20 protein-coding genes are annotated in these 21,754 nt (G+C 72.1%); 12 read left to right on the top strand and 8 right to left on the bottom strand.

Annotated elements, in window-relative coordinates; translation table 11 throughout:
* Positions 1-122 precede the first annotated feature (122 nt).
* On the bottom strand, positions 123-470 hold the full coding sequence (locus tag ACIQAC_RS38665; protein WP_402200007.1) for a hypothetical protein: 348 nt from the start codon (positions 468-470) through the stop codon (positions 123-125).
* 311 nt (positions 471-781) lie between these two features.
* Between ACIQAC_RS38665 and ACIQAC_RS38660 the strand changes: the two genes are divergently transcribed.
* Both ACIQAC_RS38660 and ACIQAC_RS38655 read left to right on the top strand, forming a co-directional pair.
* Positions 782-1,783: an acyl-CoA desaturase gene (locus tag ACIQAC_RS38660; RefSeq protein ID WP_402200004.1), complete on the top strand. Its 1,002-nt coding sequence runs from the start codon at positions 782-784 to the stop codon at positions 1,781-1,783.
* A gap of 41 nt (positions 1,784-1,824) precedes the next feature.
* Positions 1,825-2,223, top strand: coding sequence for a DUF5994 family protein (locus ACIQAC_RS38655; protein WP_402200002.1), 399 nt, complete (start codon positions 1,825-1,827; stop codon positions 2,221-2,223).
* A 52-nt stretch (positions 2,224-2,275) separates the two neighbouring features.
* On the opposite strand, the gene ACIQAC_RS38650 is transcribed toward ACIQAC_RS38655, so the two are convergent.
* The 5 genes from ACIQAC_RS38650 to ACIQAC_RS38630 form a co-directional block, all read right to left on the bottom strand.
* Positions 2,276-2,401, bottom strand: coding sequence for a hypothetical protein (locus ACIQAC_RS38650; RefSeq protein ID WP_402200000.1), 126 nt, complete (start codon positions 2,399-2,401; stop codon positions 2,276-2,278).
* Positions 2,402-2,406: 5 nt separating this feature from the next.
* Positions 2,407-2,979 carry a DUF5994 family protein gene (locus ACIQAC_RS38645; RefSeq protein ID WP_402199998.1) on the bottom strand — a complete coding sequence of 191 codons (573 nt, stop codon included), beginning with the start codon at positions 2,977-2,979 and terminating at the stop codon, positions 2,407-2,409.
* 245 nt (positions 2,980-3,224) lie between these two features.
* The gene (locus ACIQAC_RS38640; RefSeq protein WP_402199996.1) at positions 3,225-3,848 is read right to left on the bottom strand and encodes a DUF305 domain-containing protein; all 624 of its coding nucleotides are present in this window, start codon (positions 3,846-3,848) and stop codon (positions 3,225-3,227) included.
* A 30-nt stretch (positions 3,849-3,878) separates the two neighbouring features.
* The gene (locus ACIQAC_RS38635; protein WP_402199993.1) at positions 3,879-4,769 is read right to left on the bottom strand and encodes a DUF1996 domain-containing protein; all 891 of its coding nucleotides are present in this window, start codon (positions 4,767-4,769) and stop codon (positions 3,879-3,881) included.
* 260 nt (positions 4,770-5,029) lie between these two features.
* Positions 5,030-5,230 carry a hypothetical protein gene (locus tag ACIQAC_RS38630; protein ID WP_402199992.1) on the bottom strand — a complete coding sequence of 67 codons (201 nt, stop codon included), beginning with the start codon at positions 5,228-5,230 and terminating at the stop codon, positions 5,030-5,032.
* Between the two features lie 171 nt (positions 5,231-5,401).
* Here ACIQAC_RS38630 and ACIQAC_RS38625 point away from each other — a divergent pair, with 171 nt between their 5' ends.
* Positions 5,402-6,856 carry a sensor histidine kinase gene (locus ACIQAC_RS38625; protein ID WP_402199990.1) on the top strand — a complete coding sequence of 485 codons (1,455 nt, stop codon included), beginning with the start codon at positions 5,402-5,404 and terminating at the stop codon, positions 6,854-6,856.
* Positions 6,857-7,028: 172 nt separating this feature from the next.
* Entirely contained in the window at positions 7,029-7,748 is a 720-nt protein-coding gene (locus tag ACIQAC_RS38620) for a response regulator (protein WP_402199989.1), read from the top strand.
* Between the two features lie 51 nt (positions 7,749-7,799).
* On the opposite strand, the gene ACIQAC_RS38615 is transcribed toward ACIQAC_RS38620, so the two are convergent.
* Complete coding sequence (locus ACIQAC_RS38615) at positions 7,800-8,816, bottom strand: Gfo/Idh/MocA family oxidoreductase (RefSeq protein ID WP_402199987.1); 1,017 nt, start codon at positions 8,814-8,816, stop codon at positions 7,800-7,802.
* A gap of 116 nt (positions 8,817-8,932) precedes the next feature.
* On the opposite strand from ACIQAC_RS38615, the gene ACIQAC_RS38610 reads away from it, so the two are divergent.
* The 8 genes from ACIQAC_RS38610 to ACIQAC_RS38575 all read left to right on the top strand — a co-directional run bounded on the left by ACIQAC_RS38610 (position 8,933) and on the right by ACIQAC_RS38575 (position 19,938).
* Positions 8,933-9,682 carry a GntR family transcriptional regulator gene (locus tag ACIQAC_RS38610; RefSeq protein WP_402200035.1) on the top strand — a complete coding sequence of 250 codons (750 nt, stop codon included), beginning with the start codon at positions 8,933-8,935 and terminating at the stop codon, positions 9,680-9,682.
* A gap of 189 nt (positions 9,683-9,871) precedes the next feature.
* Positions 9,872-10,876: a sugar ABC transporter substrate-binding protein gene (locus ACIQAC_RS38605; RefSeq protein ID WP_402199985.1), complete on the top strand. Its 1,005-nt coding sequence runs from the start codon at positions 9,872-9,874 to the stop codon at positions 10,874-10,876.
* Positions 10,873-11,901, top strand: coding sequence for an ABC transporter permease (locus ACIQAC_RS38600; protein ID WP_402199982.1), 1,029 nt, complete (start codon positions 10,873-10,875; stop codon positions 11,899-11,901). Before ACIQAC_RS38605 ends, ACIQAC_RS38600 begins: the two co-directional genes overlap by 4 nt.
* Positions 11,898-12,689 (top strand): ATP-binding cassette domain-containing protein, encoded by a 792-nt coding sequence (locus ACIQAC_RS38595; protein ID WP_402199981.1) that lies wholly within the window; start codon positions 11,898-11,900, stop codon positions 12,687-12,689. Before ACIQAC_RS38600 ends, ACIQAC_RS38595 begins: the two co-directional genes overlap by 4 nt.
* A 134-nt stretch (positions 12,690-12,823) precedes the next feature.
* Positions 12,824-13,999: an ROK family glucokinase gene (locus tag ACIQAC_RS38590; RefSeq protein ID WP_402199978.1), complete on the top strand. Its 1,176-nt coding sequence runs from the start codon at positions 12,824-12,826 to the stop codon at positions 13,997-13,999.
* Positions 13,996-14,577 carry a sugar kinase gene (locus ACIQAC_RS38585; protein WP_402199977.1) on the top strand — a complete coding sequence of 194 codons (582 nt, stop codon included), beginning with the start codon at positions 13,996-13,998 and terminating at the stop codon, positions 14,575-14,577. Before ACIQAC_RS38590 ends, ACIQAC_RS38585 begins: the two co-directional genes overlap by 4 nt.
* Before the next feature lie 91 nt (positions 14,578-14,668).
* Positions 14,669-17,617, top strand: coding sequence for a DEAD/DEAH box helicase (locus tag ACIQAC_RS38580; RefSeq protein WP_402199975.1), 2,949 nt, complete (start codon positions 14,669-14,671; stop codon positions 17,615-17,617).
* Positions 17,618-17,814: 197 nt separating this feature from the next.
* Positions 17,815-19,938, top strand: coding sequence for an SWIM zinc finger family protein (locus tag ACIQAC_RS38575; RefSeq protein ID WP_402199973.1), 2,124 nt, complete (start codon positions 17,815-17,817; stop codon positions 19,936-19,938).
* 43 nt (positions 19,939-19,981) lie between these two features.
* Here the strand turns inward: ACIQAC_RS38575 and ACIQAC_RS38570 are convergent, their stop codons facing one another.
* Positions 19,982-21,538 carry a carboxylesterase/lipase family protein gene (locus ACIQAC_RS38570; RefSeq protein ID WP_402200034.1) on the bottom strand — a complete coding sequence of 519 codons (1,557 nt, stop codon included), beginning with the start codon at positions 21,536-21,538 and terminating at the stop codon, positions 19,982-19,984.
* Positions 21,539-21,754: the final 216 nt, after the last annotated feature.

The raw sequence follows: 21,754 nt of genomic DNA, 5'->3' as shown, positions 1-21,754 counted from the left end.
ACGGTCCCGCAGCCCGTCCGGCGCGCGAGGACAAGGCCCTTCAGGGGCCGAAGGGGGGTCTGGGGGCACTGGGGGCACAGCCCCCAGGAACGGGACGGGAAGGGGCGGCGGGGGCGAACCCCTCAGAGCCGCAGCAGCCGCTGAGTGATCTCCCGGTACTGCCGCAACGCGAGATGCGGCTCGACGGCATGCGTCTGCGCCCCCTGCTCCTGCCAGCTCTCGTGCAACACTCGCCGCTGCTCGGCAAGCGCAGCCACCAGCTGAGCCGTGGCCTCGTCGAACGCCGCCTCGGCCTCCTCCAGCGCCTCGCGCGGGGTGTCGGGGAACGTGTTGAGGGCCCGGCCGAGCCGCTTGAGGATCTTGTCCCGCTCGTCCACAGGGACCAGCGGTTCGGGGCCGGAGGGGCGGCGTCCGCTGCTGCCGCGGGGCTGGTCCGCGGGCTGCCGGGCGCGTGTCTGGTCGTACATCATCAGGTGCCGCTCTCCTGTGCGTCGTAAGGAATCACCGCAGCGGCGTGGCGCTGAGCCGTACCGCCAGTCAACGTCCGTCGTCCACCCGTGTCAACGTGACGACATTCCGGCCGTCGAGGGCTGTTACGCGGCCCGGAGTACGGTGGAGGGGACGAGGACCCTCCATATGCCGGCTTCGGACCGGCTTCAGACCACGTCCCGGGTGCGCGCGAGTCCGCCCGGGCGTTCCCGCTCTCGCACCACGCCGTGGTCCTCTCAGGGGCAGTCCGTGACCCCACCGCGCCATCCGCAACCAGGTCAAGGAGTTCCCCATGCCCACCCGTGCCTCCGCGCCGCCGACGGCCACACCGGCGGAGAAACCGCCGCGTCCCCAGGGTTACGACGGGACGTCGCCCTTCCCGGCCGGCGAACCGGCGCCCCCGCGCGACAGCGGGGACCGGCTGTACGTGACGGTGACCGCGGTGATCGTCGTACTGCCGTTCGTCGCGCTCGGACTCGCCGGATGGCTGCTGTGGGGGAGCCTCATCCACCCCGCCGACGTCGTCCTGGCCCTGGTCATGTACGTACTCACCGGTCTCGGCATCACGGTCGGCTTCCACCGCGGACTCACCCACGGCGGCTACCGCGCGGTCCGTCCCGTACGTGTCGCGCTCGCGGTGGCCGGTTCGATGAGCTTCCAGGGTGACGTCATCGGCTGGGTCGCCACTCACCGCCGCCACCACGCGTTCACCGACCGGCCCGGCGACCCGCACTCCCCGTACCGCTACGGCACCCATCTGCGCGGGCAACTGCGCGGCATGCTGCACGCGCACGTCGGCTGGCTCTTCCGCAACGACCCCACACCGCCCGAGCGTTACGCGCCCGACCTGCTCGCCGACCCCGACATCCGGGCCGTCTCCCGCGCCTTCCCGCTCCTGTGCCTGCTCACCCTGGCGCTGCCCCTCGGCGCGGGCTGGGCCATCGGCGGGACCTGGGTGCACGGCGCAACCGCCCTGCTCTGGGCGGGATTTGTCCGCATAGCGCTCCTCCACCACGTGACGTGGAGTGTGAACTCGCTCTGCCACATGATCGGCGACCGGCCCTTCCGGACCCGCCGGCACGACCGGGCGACCAACCTGTGGCCGCTGGCCCTGCTGTCCTTCGGCGAGAGCTGGCACAACCTCCATCACTCCGATCCCACCTCCGCCCGCCACGGCGTCGACCGCGGCCAGATCGACCCCTCCGCCGGCGTCATCCGTCTCCTCGAACGCCTCGGCTGGGTCGACGACGTGCGCTGGCCGACACCGGCCCGGGTCGCCGACCGCCGGGCCTGACGTCAACCACCCATCCGCGCACAGCAGCCGGCAGGAGCTTCATGACCACGGCACTGCAACCCCCGCTTCCCTCGCACCCGCTGCTGCGGCTGCGTCTCGCCCCCCACGCGGGCATGCCCCGCGCCATCGACGGGGCCTGGTGGCCCCGCTCGTACGACCTGCTCGCGGAGCTACCCCGGCTGCTCGCCGGTCTGCCGCGCGCGTGGGGCCACATCACCGGCGTCACCGTCAACGACTCGCTCTGGTCCGTGACGCCCGGCCGGATCCTCGTCGCCAACCAGGAGGTACGGCTGCACAGAACCCGTGCGGCATCGGCACCGCACACCATCCTGCTGCTCGCCCCCGGCCGGGGACGCTGGGACCTGCTGGTCGTACCGCCGGACACCACCGAGGACGCCGCGGAACCACTGATGGCGGCCGCGGCGGACGGTGTGCGATGAGAACGACCGCCCGACGGGCCACCCGTCAGGTGACCGCGCGACCGGCCACCGGTCACGGCTGAGGCGACTCGCCGGCCGGCGTGCGGTCGCGCCGGGCGGCCGCCTCGATCCGGCGGACCACCCGTGTCCCGGCAACGGTCACGATCAGCAGAACACTGACGGCCAGCGCAGTGATCACCGCGGTCACCTCCCCGCACGGCTCTGCTGGACCCGGACGAGTCCGTGCGCTCCGTACGGGGGATGGGCGGCGTCGCTCCGGTCGCCCGCCTCCGGCTCTCCGTGGCGCGCCCACTCCGTCGTCACCAGCGCGCTCGCGGTCGCCCCCGCGGCGGCCGGGCCGGTCGCGGCGGCCATCAGCCGGGCGGCCGAGGGCGCGTCGCTCTCCGGCGGCACCACCAGCAGGTTCCAGCGGCCGGCGGTCGCGGACATCACCAGGATCTGGTGCGGATCCAGCTCCGAGGTGAACCAACCGACCTTCACCACATGGCCGTTGACGAAGATCCTGGGCGGGAGGATCGGCCAGTTGCGGGGATTGACGGCGACCCGGGTGATCCGGCCCGACAGCGGATCCAGCACGTCCGCGAGGGCGGCCAGCTCGTCCGTCAGGTCACGCGAGGCGGGCCACCAGGCGCCGTGCAGCTCGGTGAGCCCCTGGGCGGGCCCTTGGGCGGGAAGGTCGGATCGCAGGGCGAGGCGAGCGGTCGGGGCCCTGAACGGGACCGTCCGAAGCCGGGGATGAGGGCTGGTCGCGGTCATGATGCGAACCTGTCTCCGGACGCGCGTGTGGCCACGGCGGCCCGATGTCGTCACTCGCCGGGAACGACACCGGCATCGGGGCCGGTGCGCGAAGTGCTCCCGATGCGTTCACGCTACTCCCCGCGGCGGCCGGGCGGAGCGTTCCCGGAGGCCGCGGACCGATCCGCACCACAAAAGACACCGAACCGCCCGTACGGGAGCCTGGAGCACGAGCCGTGGGAGGCCGCCCGGGCCGCCCGCCGGCCTCACCCGGGCATCCGGTCGCGGTGTTCCACGGCGGCGTCCCGCACGGTGGCCGCGAACCCCGTCACGCGCGTGTCGGACCCGTTCGCCCGCTCCGCGCGCGACAGATGCTCGGCATGACCGAGATGATCGCGCAGTGCGGCGCGCAGCAGCCGGTCGAACGGCGCGCCGCTCGCGTCCTCCAGCGCCCGCAGTTCGTCGCCGGTGACCATCCCCGGCATGTCATGACCCTCGTGCGGATTGCTGTCCGGCACCCCGGCCTGGGCGAGGAGCTCCCGGAGGGTGCTCAGCTGGGCGCGGTTGTCGCGGGCCACACCGGCGGCCCAGGTCTTGAGCGCGGGATCGCCGCCGCGCCGCGGCACCAGGCCGAGGACGAGCCCGTTCTGGTCGTCCATGGCGATCAGTAGCTGGAGCCACGCGATGTCCGTGGTGCTGAACGTGCCGGTGGCCGTGGCCGCCGGGCTGGAGGTGTCCGCGGGGGAGCCGGTGGTGCCGGCCGTCCGCGGGGGCGTGCCGGCCCGCGACGGCGAGCCGGCACACCCGGACACGGTCAACAGCACACACAGCAGCGCCACGACGAGCCGTGGCCCGCCTGCCCGGCCCGCACCCGCCGCGGGACCTGCCATGCCGGTTCACCTGCCTCGGAGAGGGACCCGTCAGGACGGGTTGCCGTCGGCCCCGCACTTGACGATGACGTTGATGCAGTTCGTGACCCTGCGGGCCAGCTCGGCCGTGGGCCACGCGTTGAAGAAGTCCCCGTGCATCGTGTATCCGGCGCCGGACGCCAGACGCAGCCCGGCCGTGCTGCCCGACACGGGGTAGCGCAGCACCTGACGGAGCTTCGGGACGGGTACGGGGTGAGTGGCGGGGCACGCCCCGGCCACCGGGTAGGCCATGTGGCTCTTGTGGTCGGCGGAGTCGAGATCCCTGCCGTTCCAGCACTGCGGGAAGTCGAGGTAGGACTCCAGCATCGAGCCGGCCGGGCAGTTCACGAAGTCCTTGGACGGATTGACCTCGCCGTGGTGCAGACAGGACCAACGGGCGATGGAGGTCGGGTCGTTGACGCCGGTCGACCTGGCGTTGCCGGCCACGATCCGCAGTCCCAGCGGGAAGGGCTGGATGCGCTGGATGACGGCGTCGTTCACGCCTTCACCGAGGTAGTAGAAGGTGGTGCCGGTGGGCTCGACCGGCACGTTGTTGCGGTACATCGTCGGCACCCAGTACGACGAGGTGTCCTGGACCGGGTTGCAGGTGCTTGAAGAACCGAGCAGATCCGTCACCGTCGTATGGGCGTTGGTGACGCGGCTGCCGAAGAAGCTGTGCATGTGGGACCCGCCGGGCAGTCCGGGGGCGACGATCGGATCGTCCGGAAGACGGTGGCTGTAGGGGCACTCGGCCAGGAACTCCGCGACACGGACGACCTCGGCGTCCGCCGTGGCCGAGCGGTCCGCGCTGGCCGGCACCGACGCCGCGAACAGCGCGGTGACGACCAGGGCGAACGCCGCGAGCACGGCCGGCAGGCCGGAACGGGATGAGCTGCGTAACACGGCACTCCTCCTCGGGGAGTGGTGGATGAGCGGACCCGGGTTCTGCTTCGGGAGTGAAGCAGCTGTCATGGCGTTGTCAATAGTTCTCGTCGGCATTGGTGCGTCGAGGAGTGCCGATGTCTTCAAGACTTCAAAGCGCCCTGAGGAGGGGCGAGTTGGATCAGAGGTCCACAGGGCCCTGGCCTGGCGCCTCGGTGGATCGGTCGGACGATCGGTCGTTTCCGGCCCCTGGTGCCATCACTTCAGAAGGTGGACACCGTTCAGCGGGTCTTGCGGCTCTCCGCGGCGGCGAACAGGACCACGGCCAGCACGATCAGCACCACGCTCGCGAAGATCTCGTAGCCGTTGAGGAAGTCGAGCGACTGCACCAACCCCCAGTCCCAGTCGGTGAACCGGTGCACCAGTCCCAGTACGCCCTGCACCAGGGCGAGGAATCCGAGAATCTCCATAAGCTCCTTCATGGCTCCGATGCTGCCGGAGCGGCCACCGCCCGCACATCGGCCGCCGGGGCGGAGATCGGCCGACGGAAGTCGTCCTTTGTGACTACTCGGCACAACGAAGGTCGCGCGTGCCGCGACTTTGGTAGCCGATCGCCCGCGCGGAAGGGTCCCGGGCCCCGGCACTGCGTAGATTTGTCGACCGTGAAGGGTCAGGAAACGACGCAGACGACTCCGGCGTACACGTTCGCGCGACGCCGGTGGCAGCTGCCGTCCGCCGTCGTGAGCGAGCTGGATCCGGACGCCCCGCGCTCGGGCCGGTCCGGGCGTCCCCGCCGTACCGCGCGGGACTGGTTCGTGGACTTCGCCCTCTTCCTGCTGGCGGTGTCCATCGGCGCCGTGGACGCGGACAGCATGGGCGCCCGCGACATCTCGGAGACGATGGCCGGCATCGACCAGCTCATCGGCGCGCTGGCCTGCGGCGCGATCTGGCTGCGCCGCCGCTGGCCGGTCGGGCTCGCCGTCGCCCTGCTGGTGGTCAGTGTCGTCTCCAGCACCTCGGGCGGCGCGAGCGCCGTCGCCCTGTTCACCGTCGCCGTGCACCGACCGTTCCGGTACGTGGCCTGGCTCGGCGGGCTCTACCTCACGCAGATCCCGTTCTTCTACTGGTACCGCCCCGACGCCGACCTGCCCTACGGGGTGGTCGTCGGCCTCTCGGTTTTGACCACCGTCGGTGTCACCGGCTGGGGCATGCTCGCCCGCTCCAAGCGGCAGCTCATGCTGAGCCTGCGCGACCGCGCGCAACGCGCCGAGACCGAGGCGCAGCTGCGTGCCGAACGCGCCCAGCGGCTCGCCCGTGAGGCCATCGCACGCGAGATGCACGACGTCCTCGCACACCGTCTGACGCTGCTGAGCGTGCACGCGGGCGCGCTGGAGTTCCGGCCCGACGCGCCCCGTGCGGAGATCGCCCGCGCCGCCGGCGTGATCCGGGAGAGCGCCCACGAGGCGTTGCAGGACCTGCGGGAGATCATCGGCGTACTGCGGGCCGGGGAGGGGGACGAGGGGGGCCGTCCGCAGCCGACCCTGGCCGCGCTGGACGCGCTCGTCGCCGAGTCGCGCGAGGCCGGGATGAAGGTCCACCTCGACCAGCGGGTCACCGACCCCGGCACCGTGCCGGCGTCCGTGGGCCGTACCGCGTTCCGCATCGCCCAGGAGGGCCTGACCAACGCCCGCAAGCACGCCCCCGGCACCGAGGTCACCGTGACCGTCACCGGCGCCCCGGGCGACGGGCTCACCGTCGGGATCCGCAACCCCGCCCCCGAGGGCGACGTACCGCACGTGCCCGGCTCCGGGCAGGGACTCATCGGGCTGACCGAACGGGCCACGCTGGCCGGCGGCCGGCTGGAGCACGGCCCCACCGCCGAGGCCGGCTTCGAGGTACGGGCGTGGCTGCCGTGGCCGGTACGGGACGAGGACTCCGCACGGGACGACGGCTCCGCGCGGGAGGGGGACTCGGCGCGGGAGGGGGACTCCGCGCGGGACGGGGATTCCGTTCGGCGCGGGGACTCCGGACGGGACGGGGATTCCGTACGGCGCGGGGACCCCGTACCGAAGGACGCCTCCGCGCGGGGCGACGGCGGCCCGCGGTGACGGCCCGCCGGCCCGACCAGCCGCCGTACCGCCCGACGCCCGCACCCGGCCTCCCCGCCGGCCCCGCAACCCACCCCAACACCCCTTTCCGCGCGTCTTCTTGGGCCTGTTCCACCCTTACCGGGGACCAACCGTGCGGGTGGTGCCGCCCAACCGTGATTACGTAAGGGCCATGACTGCGATCAGACTGATCCTCGTCGACGACGACCCGCTCGTCCGCGCGGGACTGTCGTTCATGCTGGGCGGCGCCGCCGGAATCGAGATCGTCGGCGAGGCGGCCGACGGTGCCGAGGTCGAGGCGCTCGTCGACCGGGTGCGACCGGACGTGGTGCTCATGGACATCCGGATGCCGACGATGGACGGTCTCACCGCGACCGGGCGGCTGCGGGCCCGCGAGGACGCCCCCCAGGTGGTGGTCCTGACCACCTTCCACGCGGACGAACAGGTGCTGCGCGCCCTGCGCGCGGGCGCCGCCGGATTCGTCCTCAAGGACACCCCGCCCGCCGAGATCCTCGACGCCGTACGCCGGGTCGCGGCCGGCGACCCGGTGCTCTCCCCGGCCGTCACCCGCCAGCTCATGGAACACGCGGCCGGCACCGCGGGCGACGACCGCCGGGCACGTGCGCGGGAGCGGATCGCCACCCTCAACGACCGTGAGCGGGAGGTCGCCGTCGCTGTCGGCCGGGGCCTGTCCAACGCCGAGATCGCCGGCGGGCTGTTCATGAGCGTCGCCACCGTCAAGACCCACGTCTCCCGCGTGCTCGCCAAGCTCGGCCTCAACAACCGGGTGCAGATCGCGCTGCTCGCCTACGACGCCGGACTCCTCGACGAGGCGGACGGCACGGAGGAGACGACCGGACCCGACCGCCGGGACCGCCGCGGCGGCCCCTGAGCGCGCCCCCGCTCCGACCGCCCCCGCTCCGACCGACCCCGGACGCCGGGGTCAGACCGGCTCGGGGCCGCCGAGGATCTCCGCCAGCCTTACCGGGCGGTGCTCGCGGCGGGAGCGGTCGCAGGCCTCGGCGATACGCAGGGCCTGGAGGGCCTCGCGGCCGTCGCACGGGTTGGCGCGCTCGCCGCGCACCACCTCGATGAACGCCGCCAGCTCGGCCTCGTAGGCCGGTCCGAAGCGCTCCTGGAAGGTGGTCCACGGCTTGCTGGCGGCCGGTGGGCCCGTCGGTTCGGTGGACGCGATGGGTGTCCGGTCGTCCAGGCCCACGGCGATCTGGTCCAGCTCGCCGGCCAGCTCCATACGGACGTCGTACCCGGCGCCGTTCAGCCGGGTCGCGGTCGCCGTCGCGAGGGTGCCGTCGTCGAGGGTGAGCACGGCCGCCGCCGTGTCGATGTCACCGGCCTCGCGGAACATCGGCGGCCCGTGGTCCGACCCGGCGGCGTACGCGTCGAGGACCTCGCGCCCGGTCACCCAGCGCAGCATGTCGAAGTCGTGGATCAGCGTGTCCCGGTACAGCCCGCCGGACAGCGGCAGATACGCGGCGGGCGGCGGCGCCTGGTCGGAGGTGAGCGCCCGTACGGTGTGCAGCCGGCCCAGCCGACCGGACCGCACGGCCTCGCGCGCCCCCGTGTACCCGGTGTCGAACCGCCGCTGGAACCCCATCTGGAGCACCGTCCCGGCCGTCTCCACCTCGGTGATCGCGGCCAGCGTCCCCGGCAGGTCCAGGGCGATGGGCTTCTCGCAGAACACGGGCAGCCCGGAGCGCGCCGCCCGGCCGATCAGCTCCGCGTGCGCCGAAGTGGCCGTGGTGATCACCACGGCGTCCACACCCCAGCGGAAGATCTCGTCCACGCCGGGCGCCGCCGTCTCGCCGAGCCGGTTCGCCAGCTCCTGGGCCCGCGAGACGTCCGCGTCCGTGAGGATCAGGGACCCCACCTCCCGGTGTCGGCTGAGCGTGTTCGCATGAATCGTGCCGATGCGGCCCGTACCGATGACCCCGATGCGCATGGAATCAAAGTGAGGCCCACCGGCCCCGCTGTCAATGCGTATGTCCGGACAATCGAACTACACAACTTCCCGTCAACCATTCACGGAGCTACGCTCGGGCCGTGCCGAAACCAGATGTGGACCCGACCGTACGGCTGGACCTCAGTGTCGACCGGAGCTCCCCGGTGCCGTTGTACTTCCAGCTCTCCCAGCAGCTGGAGGCCGCCATCGAGCACGGCCACCTCACCCCCGGCAGCCTGCTGGGCAACGAGATCGAGCTGGCCGCGCGCCTCGGTCTGTCCCGGCCCACGGTCCGCCAGGCCATCCAGTCCCTCGTCGACAAGGGCCTGCTGGTGCGCCGCCGAGGCGTCGGCACGCAGGTCGTGCACAGCCAGGTCAAGCGCCCGCTGGAGCTGAGCAGCCTCTACGACGACCTGGAGGCGGCGGGCCAGCGCCCCGCGACCACGGTCCTGGTCAACACCGTCGTCCCGGCCTCCGCCGAGGTGGCCGCCGCGCTCGGCGTCCCCGAGGACGGCGACGTGCACCGCGTCGAGCGGCTGCGCCTCGCGCACGGCGAGCCGATGGCGTACCTCTGCAACTTCCTGCCGCCCGGGCTGCTCGACCTGGACACCGGCCAGCTGGAGGCCACCGGCCTGTACCGGCTGATGCGGGCCGCGGGGATCACCCTGCACAGCGCCCGGCAGTCCATCGGCGCCCGCGGCGCCACGCCCGACGAGGCACAGCGGCTCGACGAGGCCGAGGGCGCCCCGCTGCTCACGATGCAGCGCACCACCTTCGACGACACCGGCCGCGCGGTGGAGTACGGCACACACACCTACCGCCCGACCCGCTACTCCTTCGAGTTCCAGCTGCTCGTACGGCCCTGAGGGCGCGTACGCCCGCTTCCGTACCCCGCTTGCGGGCCCGCACGAGGTCGCAATGTCCGGACAATGTGACCGAGTCGCGGTCCCCGGCCGCCGGGGGCACGATCACCGTGTTCGATACTGGGGCGTTTGTGGCCGGTGAGGTGACCGGCCTTTCGCGTTCGCAGAACACGGCAAGAAGGGCACGGCCTCGTGGCACGGTTTCGGACCTGGGTAGGCATCGCATTGGCGGGGGCGCTCTGCGCGTCCCTGGCGGGATGCAGCAGCACCGGCGGCAAACGCGCCGAGGACGCCCGCAAGGCCGCCGCCGAGCGGGGGAAGTTGGCGGTGACGACCCCGCGCTGGACCATCGCGATGGTCACCCACTCGGGCGACGGCGACACCTTCTGGGACATCGTCCAGAGCGGCGCCGAGGAAGCCGCCCGCAAGGACAACATCAACTTCCTGTACTCGCACGACGACGAGGCCCAGCAGCAGGCACAGCTGGTGGACGCGGCCGTCGACAAGCAGGTCGACGGGATCATCGTCACCCTCGCCAAGCCCGACGCGATGAAGGCCGCGGTCGCCCGCGCGGTGAAGGCCGGCATCCCGGTCGTCACCGTGAACTCCGGGTCGGCCGAGTCCAAGGCCTTCGGCGCGCTCACCCACATCGGCCAGGACGAGACCGTCGCCGGGCAGGCCGTCGGCGAGGAGCTGAACGGGCGGGGCAGGAAGAAGGCCCTGTGCATCCTGCACGAGCAGGGCAACGTCGGGCACGAGCAGCGCTGCGCCGGCGTCAAGGAGACCTTCGACGGCCAGGTGCAGAACCTCTACGTGACCGGCACGAGCATGCCGGACGTGCAGTCCGCCATCGAGGCCAAGCTCCAGGCCGACCAGGACATCGACGCGGTCGTCACCCTGGGCGCCCCCTACGCCGACACCGCGGTCAAGGCCAGGCAGGGCGCCGGCAGTGACGCCGAGGTCGACACCTTCGACCTCAACGCCAAGGTGGCCGCCGGCCTCAAGGACGGCACCCTCGGCTTCGCCGTCGACCAGCAGCCCTACCTCCAGGGCTACGAGGCGGTCGACCTGCTCTGGCTGTTCCGCTACAACGCCGACGTGCTCGGCGGCGGCAAGCCCGTGCTCACCGGCCCGCAGATCATCACCAAGGACCAGGCGTCCGCGCTGGAGGAGTACACCAGGCGGGGCACTCGATGAGCACACTCGGTGACGAAAGGATTCTTCAGACCTCTCCGCTGCGGAAGCTCCTCGGCCGCCCCGAACTGGGCTCGGTCGTCGGCGCCGTCGCGGTCTTCGTCTTCTTCGCCCTGGTCGCCGACAGCTTCCTGCGCGCCGCCAGCATCAGCACCGTCCTGTACGCGTCGTCGACCATCGGCATCATGGCCGTACCGGTCGCCCTGCTGATGATCGGTGGCGAGTTCGACCTGTCCGCGGGCGTCATGGTGACGTCCTCGGCGCTGATCTCCTCGATGTTCAGCTTCCAGATGACCGCGAACGTCTGGGTCGGCGTCGGCGTGTCCCTGCTCGCGACCCTCGCCATCGGCGCCTTCAACGGCTTTATGCTCACCCGCACCAACCTGCCGAGCTTCATCATCACGCTCGGCACGTTCCTGATGCTGACCGGCATGAACCTCGGCTTCACCAAGCTGATCAGCGGCACCGTCTCCACCAAGTCGATCGCCGACATGGAGGGCTTCCCGAGCGCCCACAACCTGTTCGCCTCGACCCTCACCCTCGGCGGCGTCGACTTCAAGGTCACCATCCTGTGGTGGTTCGGCCTGGTCGCCGTCGCCTCCTGGATCCTGCTCCGCACCCGCACCGGCAACTGGATCTTCGCCGTCGGCGGCAACAAGGAGGCCGCCCGCGCGGTGGGCGTCCCGGTGAGCCGGACGAAGATCGGCCTCTACATGGGTGTGGCCTTCGGCGCCTGGATCTCCGGCCAGCACCTGCTCTTCTCGTACGACGTCGTCCAGTCCGGCGAGGGCGTCGGCAACGAGCTGATCTACATCATCGCGGCCGTCATCGGCGGCTGTCTGATCACCGGCGGCTACGGCAGCGCCGTCGGCTCGGCGGTCGGCGCCTTCATCTTCGGCATGACCAGCAAGGGCATCGTCTTCGCCGAATGGAACCCCGACTGGTTCAAGTTCTTCCTCGGAGCGATGCTGCTCCTCGCGACCCTGCTCAACGCCTGGGTCCGCAAGCGCGCGGAGGCCACCACATGACCGCAACGGCCCGGCCCACGCCCCTCGTGGAACTGACCGGCATCAGCAAGCACTACGGCAACATCCGCGCCCTCGAAGGCGTCTCCCTGGAGGTACGCGCCGGAGAGATCACCTGCGTGCTGGGCGACAACGGCGCCGGCAAGTCCACCCTGATCAAGATCATCTCGGGGCTGCACCAGCACGACGGCGGCAGCCTGCGCATCGAGGGCGAGGAGACCCGGTTCGCCTCCCCGCGCGAGGCCCTGGACCGCGGGATCGCCACGGTGTACCAGGACCTCGCCGTCGTACCGCTGATGCCGGTGTGGCGGAACTTCTTCCTCGGCTCCGAGCCCCGCAAGGGCGTCGCCCCCTTCCGGCGCATGGACGTCGACCTCATGCGCCGCACCACCCACGCGGAACTGCTGCGCATGGGCATCGACCTGCGCGACGTCGACCAGCCCATCGGCACCCTCTCCGGCGGTGAGCGCCAGTGCGTGGCGATCGCCCGCGCGGTCCACTTCGGCGCCCGGGCCCTCGTCCTCGACGAGCCCACCGCCGCCCTCGGGGTGAAGCAGTCGGGAGTGGTCCTGAAGTATGTGGCGGCCGCCCGCGACCAGGGTCTGGGTGTTGTGTTGATCACCCACAACCCGCACCACGCCCACCTCGTGGGCGACCGCTTCGTCCTCCTCAAGCGCGGCACGATGGTCGGCAACCACCGGCGTGAGGACATCACCCTGGACGAACTCACACGCCAGATGGCGGGCGGAAACGACCTGGACGACCTGCGCCACGAACTGGAGCGCCGATAGCGGCGCCCGACACCGCGAAACGTGGCTCCGCGCGGGCGCGCGGAGCCACGACACCCCGCACAGGGCGGGCCGGGATACTGCGACAGCGCTCCTCATTCGGCAGCGGAGGTGCCCGTGCGGCAGAATCGGCCTCGATGAGCACCTACCGCGACCTCGCCTTCCCGAAGGCGCTGACCAACCCCAGCGCCCCGATCGGTTCAAGACGAGCACCCGCACTCAGAACGGTCGGCACGCGGGAACGCCGCTCGCACCTGACCGCGCCCCGGGTCCCGACCGTCGGCATCGACATCGGCGGCACCAAGGTGATGGCCGGTGTCGTCGACGCCGACGGCAACATCCTGGAGAAGCTCCGCGCGGAGACGCCGGACAAGTCCAAGAGCCCGCGTGTCGTCGAGGACACCATCGTCGAGCTGGTCCTCGACCTGTCCGACCGGCACGACGTGCACGCGGTCGGCATCGGCGCGGCCGGCTGGGTCGACGCCGAACGCAACCGCGTCCTGTTCGCCCCGCACCTGTCCTGGCGCAACGAACCCCTCAGGGACCGCCTCGCCAGCCGGCTCGTCGTACCGGTGCTCGTCGACAACGACGCCAACACCGCCGCCTGGGCCGAGTGGCGCTTCGGCGCGGGCCGCGACGAGGACCACCTCGTCATGATCACGCTCGGCACCGGCATCGGCGGCGCGATCCTGGAGGACGGCCAGGTCAAGCGCGGCAAGTACGGCGTCGCGGGCGAGTTCGGCCATATGCAGGTCGTGCCCGGCGGCCACCGCTGCCCGTGCGGCAACCGCGGCTGCTGGGAGCAGTACAGCTCGGGCAACGCCCTGGTCAGGGAGGCCCGCGAGCTGGCCGCCGCCGACTCGCCGGTCGCCTACGGGATCATCGAGCACGTCAAGGGCAGCATCGGCGACATCACCGGCCCGATGATCACCGAGCTGGCCCGCGAGGGCGATGCCATGTGCATCGAACTGCTCCAGGACATCGGCCAGTGGCTCGGCGTCGGCATCGCCAACCTCGCCGCCGCCCTCGACCCGTCCTGCTTCGTCATCGGCGGCGGTGTCTCCGCGGCCGACGACCTGCTGATCGGCCCCGCGCGGGACGCCTTCAAACGGCACCTCACCGGCCGCGGCTATCGCCCCGAGGCCCGCATCGTCCGCGCCCAGCTCGGCCCCGAGGCCGGCATGGTCGGCGCCGCGGACCTCGCCCGTCTGGTCGCCCGCCGCTTCCGGCGCGCCAAGCGACGCCGGGTCGAGCGGTACGAGCGCTACGAGCGGTACGCGGAGGCGCGCCGCACGCCGGGGGAGTCGATGTGACCGCCGCCCTGCCCCGCCAGGCGCCCTCCCCGGACGCGCCCGAGCACCCGGCCGAGGACCGCCGCCACAAGATCCGCCGCCGCGCCGTCACCCTGCTCACCATCGTGCTGCTCATCGGCATCCCGGCCGGCTATCTGGTGATCTCCGCCAACCAGAGCCGCGACAGCGGCAAGAAGAAGGAGGAGAAGTACGCGGCACGCGGTCTGACCTGGGGCTGGCCCTCCAAGGTCCAGCGCCGTCTCTATCAGGTCCCGATCCCGCACCCCGCGGGCAAGGTCGCCTACTACGAGACCAACAACTGGCGCACCAGCCGCCTCTACGTCCAGTTCCAGACCCCGAACGCGAACCTCGACCTGTTCCTGCGGGACATGGGCACGAGCCGCACGGAACTGCTCCGCAACAAGCTCACGATCGGCGAACGCGACCAGATGGTCACCGGCTGGAACTTCAACGCCACCGGGCCCTGGTACGGGCTGGTGCACACCCAGAAGGACCCGCGGCCGTCGCAGGACGTGATGGTGAGCCTGGCGGACCCGAACAACCCGTTCATCTACCTGGTGTCACGCACGGTCCCGTAGGCCGGGCGCCTGCGCCGCGGACGAGTGTCAGACCCCGCCCGTAGAGTCGAGGACGACTGATCAGGCGGACGGGCGGGAGGTGACAGGACGTATGAGCGACGTACCGCTGCGCCTGGCCGCCGTCTTCCTGCCCGCCCCACTCCCACGCGAGAGCCGCCTGGCGTTCTGGGACCCGGAGGGGGACGGGGACGCGGGCGCGCCCACGCTCACGACCGCGGAGGGGGATCGGGAGGTCGAGGACCAAGATCGGCCGGCCGAGGACCGGGATCGGCGGGTCGAGGACCGGGGGCGCGCGGCCGGGGACCAGGGGCGGCGGATTGTGGAGTTGACGGTGGTGCGGCCGTACGGCTCTTCCGTACGGCGTCGGCAGGCGTCCGCGCTGACCCTGTCGGTCGGTGAGGCGCTGCCGCTGCTCGTGCGGGCCCGCCGCGACCCAGCGGCCCACCCCGCCACCGCCTGCTGGGGCGCCGCCGCACTGCACGCCCTGCGCCTCGCCGCCCGCGGCCGGCTGCTGCCCGGCCTCACCGCGAGCGGCCACGACGCCTGGCGCGCGGGCCCCCTCGCACCGGAGGACATCGCCCACCTGCGCGCGGTGGCCGCGGCCCTGCCCTACGAGGGCCACGCGGTCCCGCTGCCGGGTTCCGGCCCGCTCCGGCTGCCCGAGCCCGAGGCGCTGATGCGGTCCTTCCTCGACGCGGTCGCCGACACCCTGCCCCGCACCCCCGCGGCCCCCTACGCGTCGGGCAGGCCCTTCGCCGACCTGCGACCGCAGCGGCTGCCCGGCGCCCAGGACTGGGCCGCCGAGGTCGCCGCCGGGATGGACGCGGGCGTGCGCATCTCCCTGCGGCTCGACCTCTCCGCTTACGACCTGTTCGACAGCGGGGAGGGCGGACACTCGGGCGGCGACCGCGCGCGGGGCGCGGGAGCGGCCGTCGTCCAGGTGCACAGCCTGGCCGACCCCACGCTGGTCGCCGACGCGGCCGCGCTCTGGTCGGGGGACGCGGACGCCGCGTTCGGGCCCCGGGCGCGGGTGGACGCGGCTCTCGCGGTCCGGCGTGCGGCACGCGTGTGGGCGCCACTGGAGCGGCTCGCCGAACGCGACGCACCCGACGTACTGGCCCTGTCCGAGGACGAGCTGGGCGACCTGCTCGGCGTCGCCGCCACCCGGCTCGCGGCGGCCGGCATCGCCGTGCACTGGCCGCGCGACCTGGCCCAGGACCTCACCGCGGCGGCCGTGGTGCGGCCCGCGCCGGGTTCGGCCACCGACGGCACCGGCTTCTTCGACAGTGAGGAACTGCTCCAGTTCCGCTGGCAGTTGGCGCTGGGCGGCGACCCGCTCTCCGAGGCCGAGATGGACGCGCTGTCCGAGGCGCACCGCCCGGTCGTACGGCTGCGCGACCAGTGGGTGCTGGTCGACCCCGCCCTCGTCCGCAAGGCCCGCAAGCGCGAACTGGGCCTGCTCGACCCGGTCGACGCCCTGTCCGTCGCCCTCACCGGCAGCGCGGAGGTCGACGGCGAGACCGTCGAGGCGGTGCCGGTCGGCGCCCTGGCCGCCCTGCGCGACCGCCTCACCACCGGCGTACGCCCCGCCGAGCCCCCACCGGGCCTCGCCGCCACGCTGCGCGACTACCAACTGCGGGGTCTGGCCTGGCTCGACCTGATGACCACCCTCGGCCTCGGCGGCTGCCTCGCCGACGACATGGGCCTCGGCAAGACCGTCACCGTCATCGCCCTGCACCTCAGGCGGGCCCGCACCGAGCCGACCCTCGTCGTCTGCCCGGCCTCACTGCTCGGCAACTGGCAGCGGGAGATCCAGCGCTTCGCCCCCGGCGTCCCCGTCCGCCGCTTCCACGGCACCGAGCGCACCCTCGACGACCTGTCCGGCGGTTTTGTCCTCACCACCTACGGCACCATGCGCGCGGCCGCGACGGCCCTCGCCGGGCAGCGCTGGGGCATGGTCGTCGCCGACGAGGCCCAGCACGTGAAGAACCCGTACTCGGCCACCGCCAAGGCCCTGCGCACCATCCCGACCCCCGCGCGCGTGGCCCTCACCGGCACCCCGGTGGAGAACAACCTCTCCGAGCTCTGGGCCCTGCTCGACTGGACCACCCCCGGCCTGCTCGGCCCCCTCAAGTCCTTCCGCGCCCGGCACGCGCGTGCCGTGGAGAACGCTGAGAACGGCGAGAACGCCGAGAACGGGGAGGCGGTCGAGCGCCTCGCCCGCCTGGTCCGGCCCTTCCTGCTGCGCCGCAAGAAGTCCGACCCCGGGATCGTGCCCGAGCTGCCGCCCAAGACGGAGACCGACCATCCGGTGCCGCTCACCCGCGAACAGGCCTCGCTGTACGAGGCGGTGGTGCGCGAGTCGCTGCTCGCGATCGAGACCGCCCAGGGGATCGCCCGCCGGGGTCTGGTGCTCAAGCTGCTCGGCGCGCTCAAGCAGATCTGCGACCACCCGGCGCTCTACCTCAAGGAGGACCACGCCGCACAGATCAGCCCGGACCGCCTGTCGGCCCGTTCCGGCAAACTCGCCCTCCTGGACGAGCTGTTGGACACCCTCCTCTCCGAGGACGGCTCGGCGCTGGTCTTCACGCAGTACGTCGGCATGGCCCGCCTGATCACCTCGCACCTCGCCGCCCGTGCGATCCCCGTCGAACTGCTGCACGGCGGCACACCGGTGGCCGAGCGGGAGCGGATGGTCGACCGCTTCCAGGAAGGCGCGACGCCCGTACTGGTCCTGTCCCTCAAGGCGGCCGGGACCGGCCTGAACCTCACCCGCGCCGGCCACGTCGTGCACTTCGACCGCTGGTGGAACCCGGCCGTCGAGGAACAGGCCACCGACCGTGCCTACCGCATCGGCCAGACCCAGCCCGTCCAGGTCCACCGCCTCATCACCGAGGGCACGGTGGAGGACCGTATCGCCGAGATGCTCCAGGCCAAACGCGCCCTGGCCGACGCCGTCCTCGGCTCCGGCGAAGCGGCCCTCACGGAACTGACGGACCGCGACCTCGCAGACCTCGTGTCACTGCGGAGGGAGTCATGACGAGGGAGCCGGAGGCAACCGGATCCCGTGACGCGGGGTCGCAGGACGCCGACGCGGCGGGGCTGACCGACGCACCTGACACAACCGACGCTGCGGACGCTGCGGACGTGGTGGATGAGACGGGTGCCGCTGACGAGGCCCGGTCGCCGGGAGGAGAGCGACCGGCCGATGCGGCGCGCCGGGCGGCGAGGGCCGCCATGGTGGGCGCTGCTCGCCCGTCCGACGGGGCCGGTGGTGCGGAGCGCGCTGCCGCCGCCGACCCGGCCCCCACGTCTGAAGGCCCCGGTGCCGCCGACACCCCGCGTCCCGCCGACGCCGCCCGTCGTGCCCTGCGGGCCGCGCGGGAGCAGAGCGGAACCGTCGATACGACCGGCACTGGCGGAGGAACCGGCACCGGCGGGGGCAGCCCCGAGGGCCGGGACTCCGGCGAGAGCACCGCGCCGACGCGCGACAGCCGGGCCGACGGCGGTACGCCCGGCGAGGGGCGGCCCGCACGCGGCCCCGCCGAAGCCGTACGGGAGGCGTTGCGGCTGGCGCGGAGCGAGGCGCGGGCGCGGGAGGAGCGGGCGGAGCCCGGGGCGGCCGGAGGCGGGGCGACGGCGAGCGCGGGGCCCCGGCGCTCCGACGCCGAACGCCGGTCGGGCACGTCCCGCCGTCCGGCCCGACGGGGCGGACCCACGGACCGTGCCTCCGGTACGGAAGACGCCGACCGCGCTCGTCGAGCCGAGGCCCGAGCCCGCGACGTACGCGCCCTACTGGCAGGCGCCTTCACAATGCCGGAGTCGCCGGAGTCGCCGGAGTCCCCGGAATCGCCGGAACCGGCAGAGTCGTCGGACACACCGGGGACGCCCGCCCCCGCCCCGACACCCGAAGCTCCCCACCCGGACGAACCCCACCCCAACGAACCCCATCCCGACGAGCCCCTCCCCGAAGCCGCACCCGTCGCCGAACCCCCGAGCGACCACACCCCCGCACGGGAGACCGGGACCGAGACCGAGACCGGGACCGAGACCGGGACAACCCCCCACACCCGCCACACCATGGCCTCCCCCCGCCGCGACAGCGACCACCGCCGCACGTTCCCGGCCTTCGAACCACTACCGCCGCGACAGCCGGGCACCGAAGAACCCGCCGGCGGCTCCGGGTTCGCCGAGACCTGGTGGGGCAACGCCTGGATCGCCGCGCTGGAACAGGGCGCGCTGGACGTCAAGCGCCTGGCGCGCGGCCGCGGTTACGCCGAGCAGGGGCACGTCGACGCGATCACGGTGACGCCGGGGCTGGTACTGGCGTACGTGCGGGGCAGCCGGCCGCGTCCGTACCGCGTGCAGGTGCGTGTGCGGACGCTGGACGACGCCGACTGGGACCGTTTCCTGGACGCGGCGGCCGAGCGCCCCGCCCACATCGCGGCGCTGCTCGACAAGGAGATGCCGCACTCCCTGGCGGACGGTGCCGTCCGGCTGCTGCCCGGCGTCGGCGATCTCGACCCGCAGTGCAGCTGCCCCGACCGGGCCCACCCCTGCAAACACGCGGCGGCGCTGTGCTACCAGACGGCCCGTCTCCTCGACGCCGACCCGTTTGTGCTGCTTCTGCTGCGCGGTCGCGGCGAGCGGGAGCTGCTCGACGCGCTGTCCCGCCGCAGCGCGGCCCGCGCGGCCCGTGCCGCCCAGGAGCGCGAACCGGCCCCGCTGTCCGGCGTACGCGCGACGGACGCCGTGGCCGACCGCCGGCTCCCGCCGCTCCCACCACCGTTGCCGATTCCGCCCCACCCCGAGCAGCCGCCCGCCTACCCGGCGTCCCCCGGCGGCCCCGACCCCTTCGCGCTGGACCAGCTCGCGACCGACGCGGCGGCCCGCGCGCACGCCCTGCTCAGCACGGGCCGGGACCCGGTGGCCGAACTGACGCTGTGGCAGGACGCGGTACGGCTGGCGGCGGCCCGCCCCGGTTCCGGTCTCACGGCCGGCACCCGTGCCCTGTACGCGTCACTGGCGTCCGCCGCCGGGCGTCCGCAGCCGGAGCTGGCCCGCGCGGTGGCGGCATGGCGGCAGGGCGGGTTCGAGGGGCTGGCCGTGCTGGAGGAACCCTGGGATCCGCCCGCCGGACGCTTCGACCGGGCCCGTCCGCTGCTGCTCGCCGCCGACCTGCCCGCCTTCCGCCCCTGGCGCAACCGGCTCACCCACCCGCGCGGCCACGTCCAACTCCGCCTCGGCCACGACGGGTTGTGGTACGCCTACGAGTCCGAACCGGACGCCGACGACTGGTGGCCACGCGGCACCCCGGACCTGGACCCGGTCGGCGCCCTCACCGGCCTCGGCGCGCAGTAGCGCCGGCGGCGGACCCCGTCGACCGCTGAGCACGCGTAGATCTTCAGTTCGGCTGACGCAAGCTGTAGAAAGTCTCGATCAGCGGGTCCACGTCGTAGGGCGCGAACGAGACTTCGTCGCCGACCACCGTCTGTAGTGATCGTGACGCGCCGAATTTCGGCCACCGCGCGCCATCGACACGTTTCGGAACGCCTGTCCGGGCGAATTCGACGAAAGCGTGCTGCATTTCGTGGGAAATTCGCCGATCGGTTTCGTCGTACGGAGCCCCCTCGTAGAATTCGTTGTCGAGGAGGTTGCCGAACAGGTAGAAAATGTCGGTGCCGTGCAGCGCGAGACGATTGTTCTGTTCTCGCCCCTGCGAGATCCGTTGGAAGCGATACGAATACAGCGTTCGTCCTTCTTCCAGGAAACGGCGCAGGCTCGCGTATTCCGACTCCCACCACACCACGGTGGTGAAGAGACGGTCGAGACTTTCGAGTTCGGTGCTGCCCGCGGAATCTATGATCCTGCGAGCCTGCTCTGCCTTCGGTCCTGCCAAATGGTCGATCATGACGGACAGTGTTTCGGGCGTGTACTCCTTGTTGACATCCATGAAGTAACGCGCCTCGTTCTGGCAGGACGAGAACACGACCGGCAGGTTGCGGCTCCAGGCGGGGTAGGAGTCCGCCATGACGATCCTGTCGTCGGGTACCGGCATCCACACCAGGTCCAGGGGCGTACGGAAGCCGCCCGCCGGTGGCCGGACCACCGGCCCCGTGAGCGCGGTTTCATGGATGACCCTGCTGGGAATCCTCGCCAGTTCCGACCGGTCCTTCGTGCCCAGCTTCTCCAAAAGCGTCTGAGATGCCGTGCGGGAACGCTCGGGTGTCCAGACCCGCGTACTCACCGGCGGTTCCCCGCCCACACTCTGGATCATGCACCGCTGGAACAGCCCCTTGGCCTGCGGGCACCGCAGCAGGTTGCGCACGACGCCGGCGCCGGCCGAGTAGCCGAAGACCAGCACGCGTGAGGGGTCGCCGCCGAACGCCTCAATGTTGTCGTGCACCCACTGGAGCGCCGCCACGTTGTCGAGTACGGCGAAGTTGGTGCCCAGTTCGTCATCGTTGAGGTAACCGAACGGTCCCAGCCGATAGTTGGGGGCGACAACAGTGACGCCGAGCTTCGCGAGGTTGGTCCCGTCGGTGAACATCTCCGAGGCCGAGCCCCCGGTGTAGCCGCCGCCGTGGAACCAGACCACGACCGGCTGCCGCGCGTGTTCCGAGAGACTGTTCGTCCAGACGTTCAGATAGAGACAGTCCTCCGACATGCGGTCGGTCCGGAACGACGGATGGACCGCGGACTGATACGCCGCCGGTCCGAACGCCTGCGCTTTGCGCACACCGGACCATGCCGCGGGTCGACGGGGGGCTTGCCAGCGTAGTTCGCCAACGGGGGGCCGGGCGAAGGGAACCCCCAGGAACTTGTTTGTTCCCGATTCCGTGAAACCCTCAAGCCGACCCTGTCCGGTTCGCACGACGGGGGCGCCCCCGCGCAATTTTGCGGCGGAACCTTCACCGGCCTCTGCGGCGCCCGTACCGCTCAAGGCGGCGGCGACTCCCATTCCGCCTGAACCGATGAGTCCGAGCGCATGTCTACGGTTCGGCGCACGGCCCGCAGACCGGCCTTCATCATTCATATGAAACTCCTGTGAGAGGTTTCGATGCATATTACTTGGCCGACGGGTCGCGTAAAATTAGGGCTTCCTTAATTTTCTGCTTTCTGCTCCCGGGTGGGGCAATGGGTGCCCGAGAAGCGGGATGTGAAGAACAATGCAGAG

The sequence above is a fragment of the Streptomyces sp. NPDC088387 genome (assembly GCF_044753385.1).
Taxonomy (GTDB): domain Bacteria; phylum Actinomycetota; class Actinomycetes; order Streptomycetales; family Streptomycetaceae; genus Streptomyces.
This window is presented reverse-complemented; position numbering and strand designations above follow the sequence as displayed.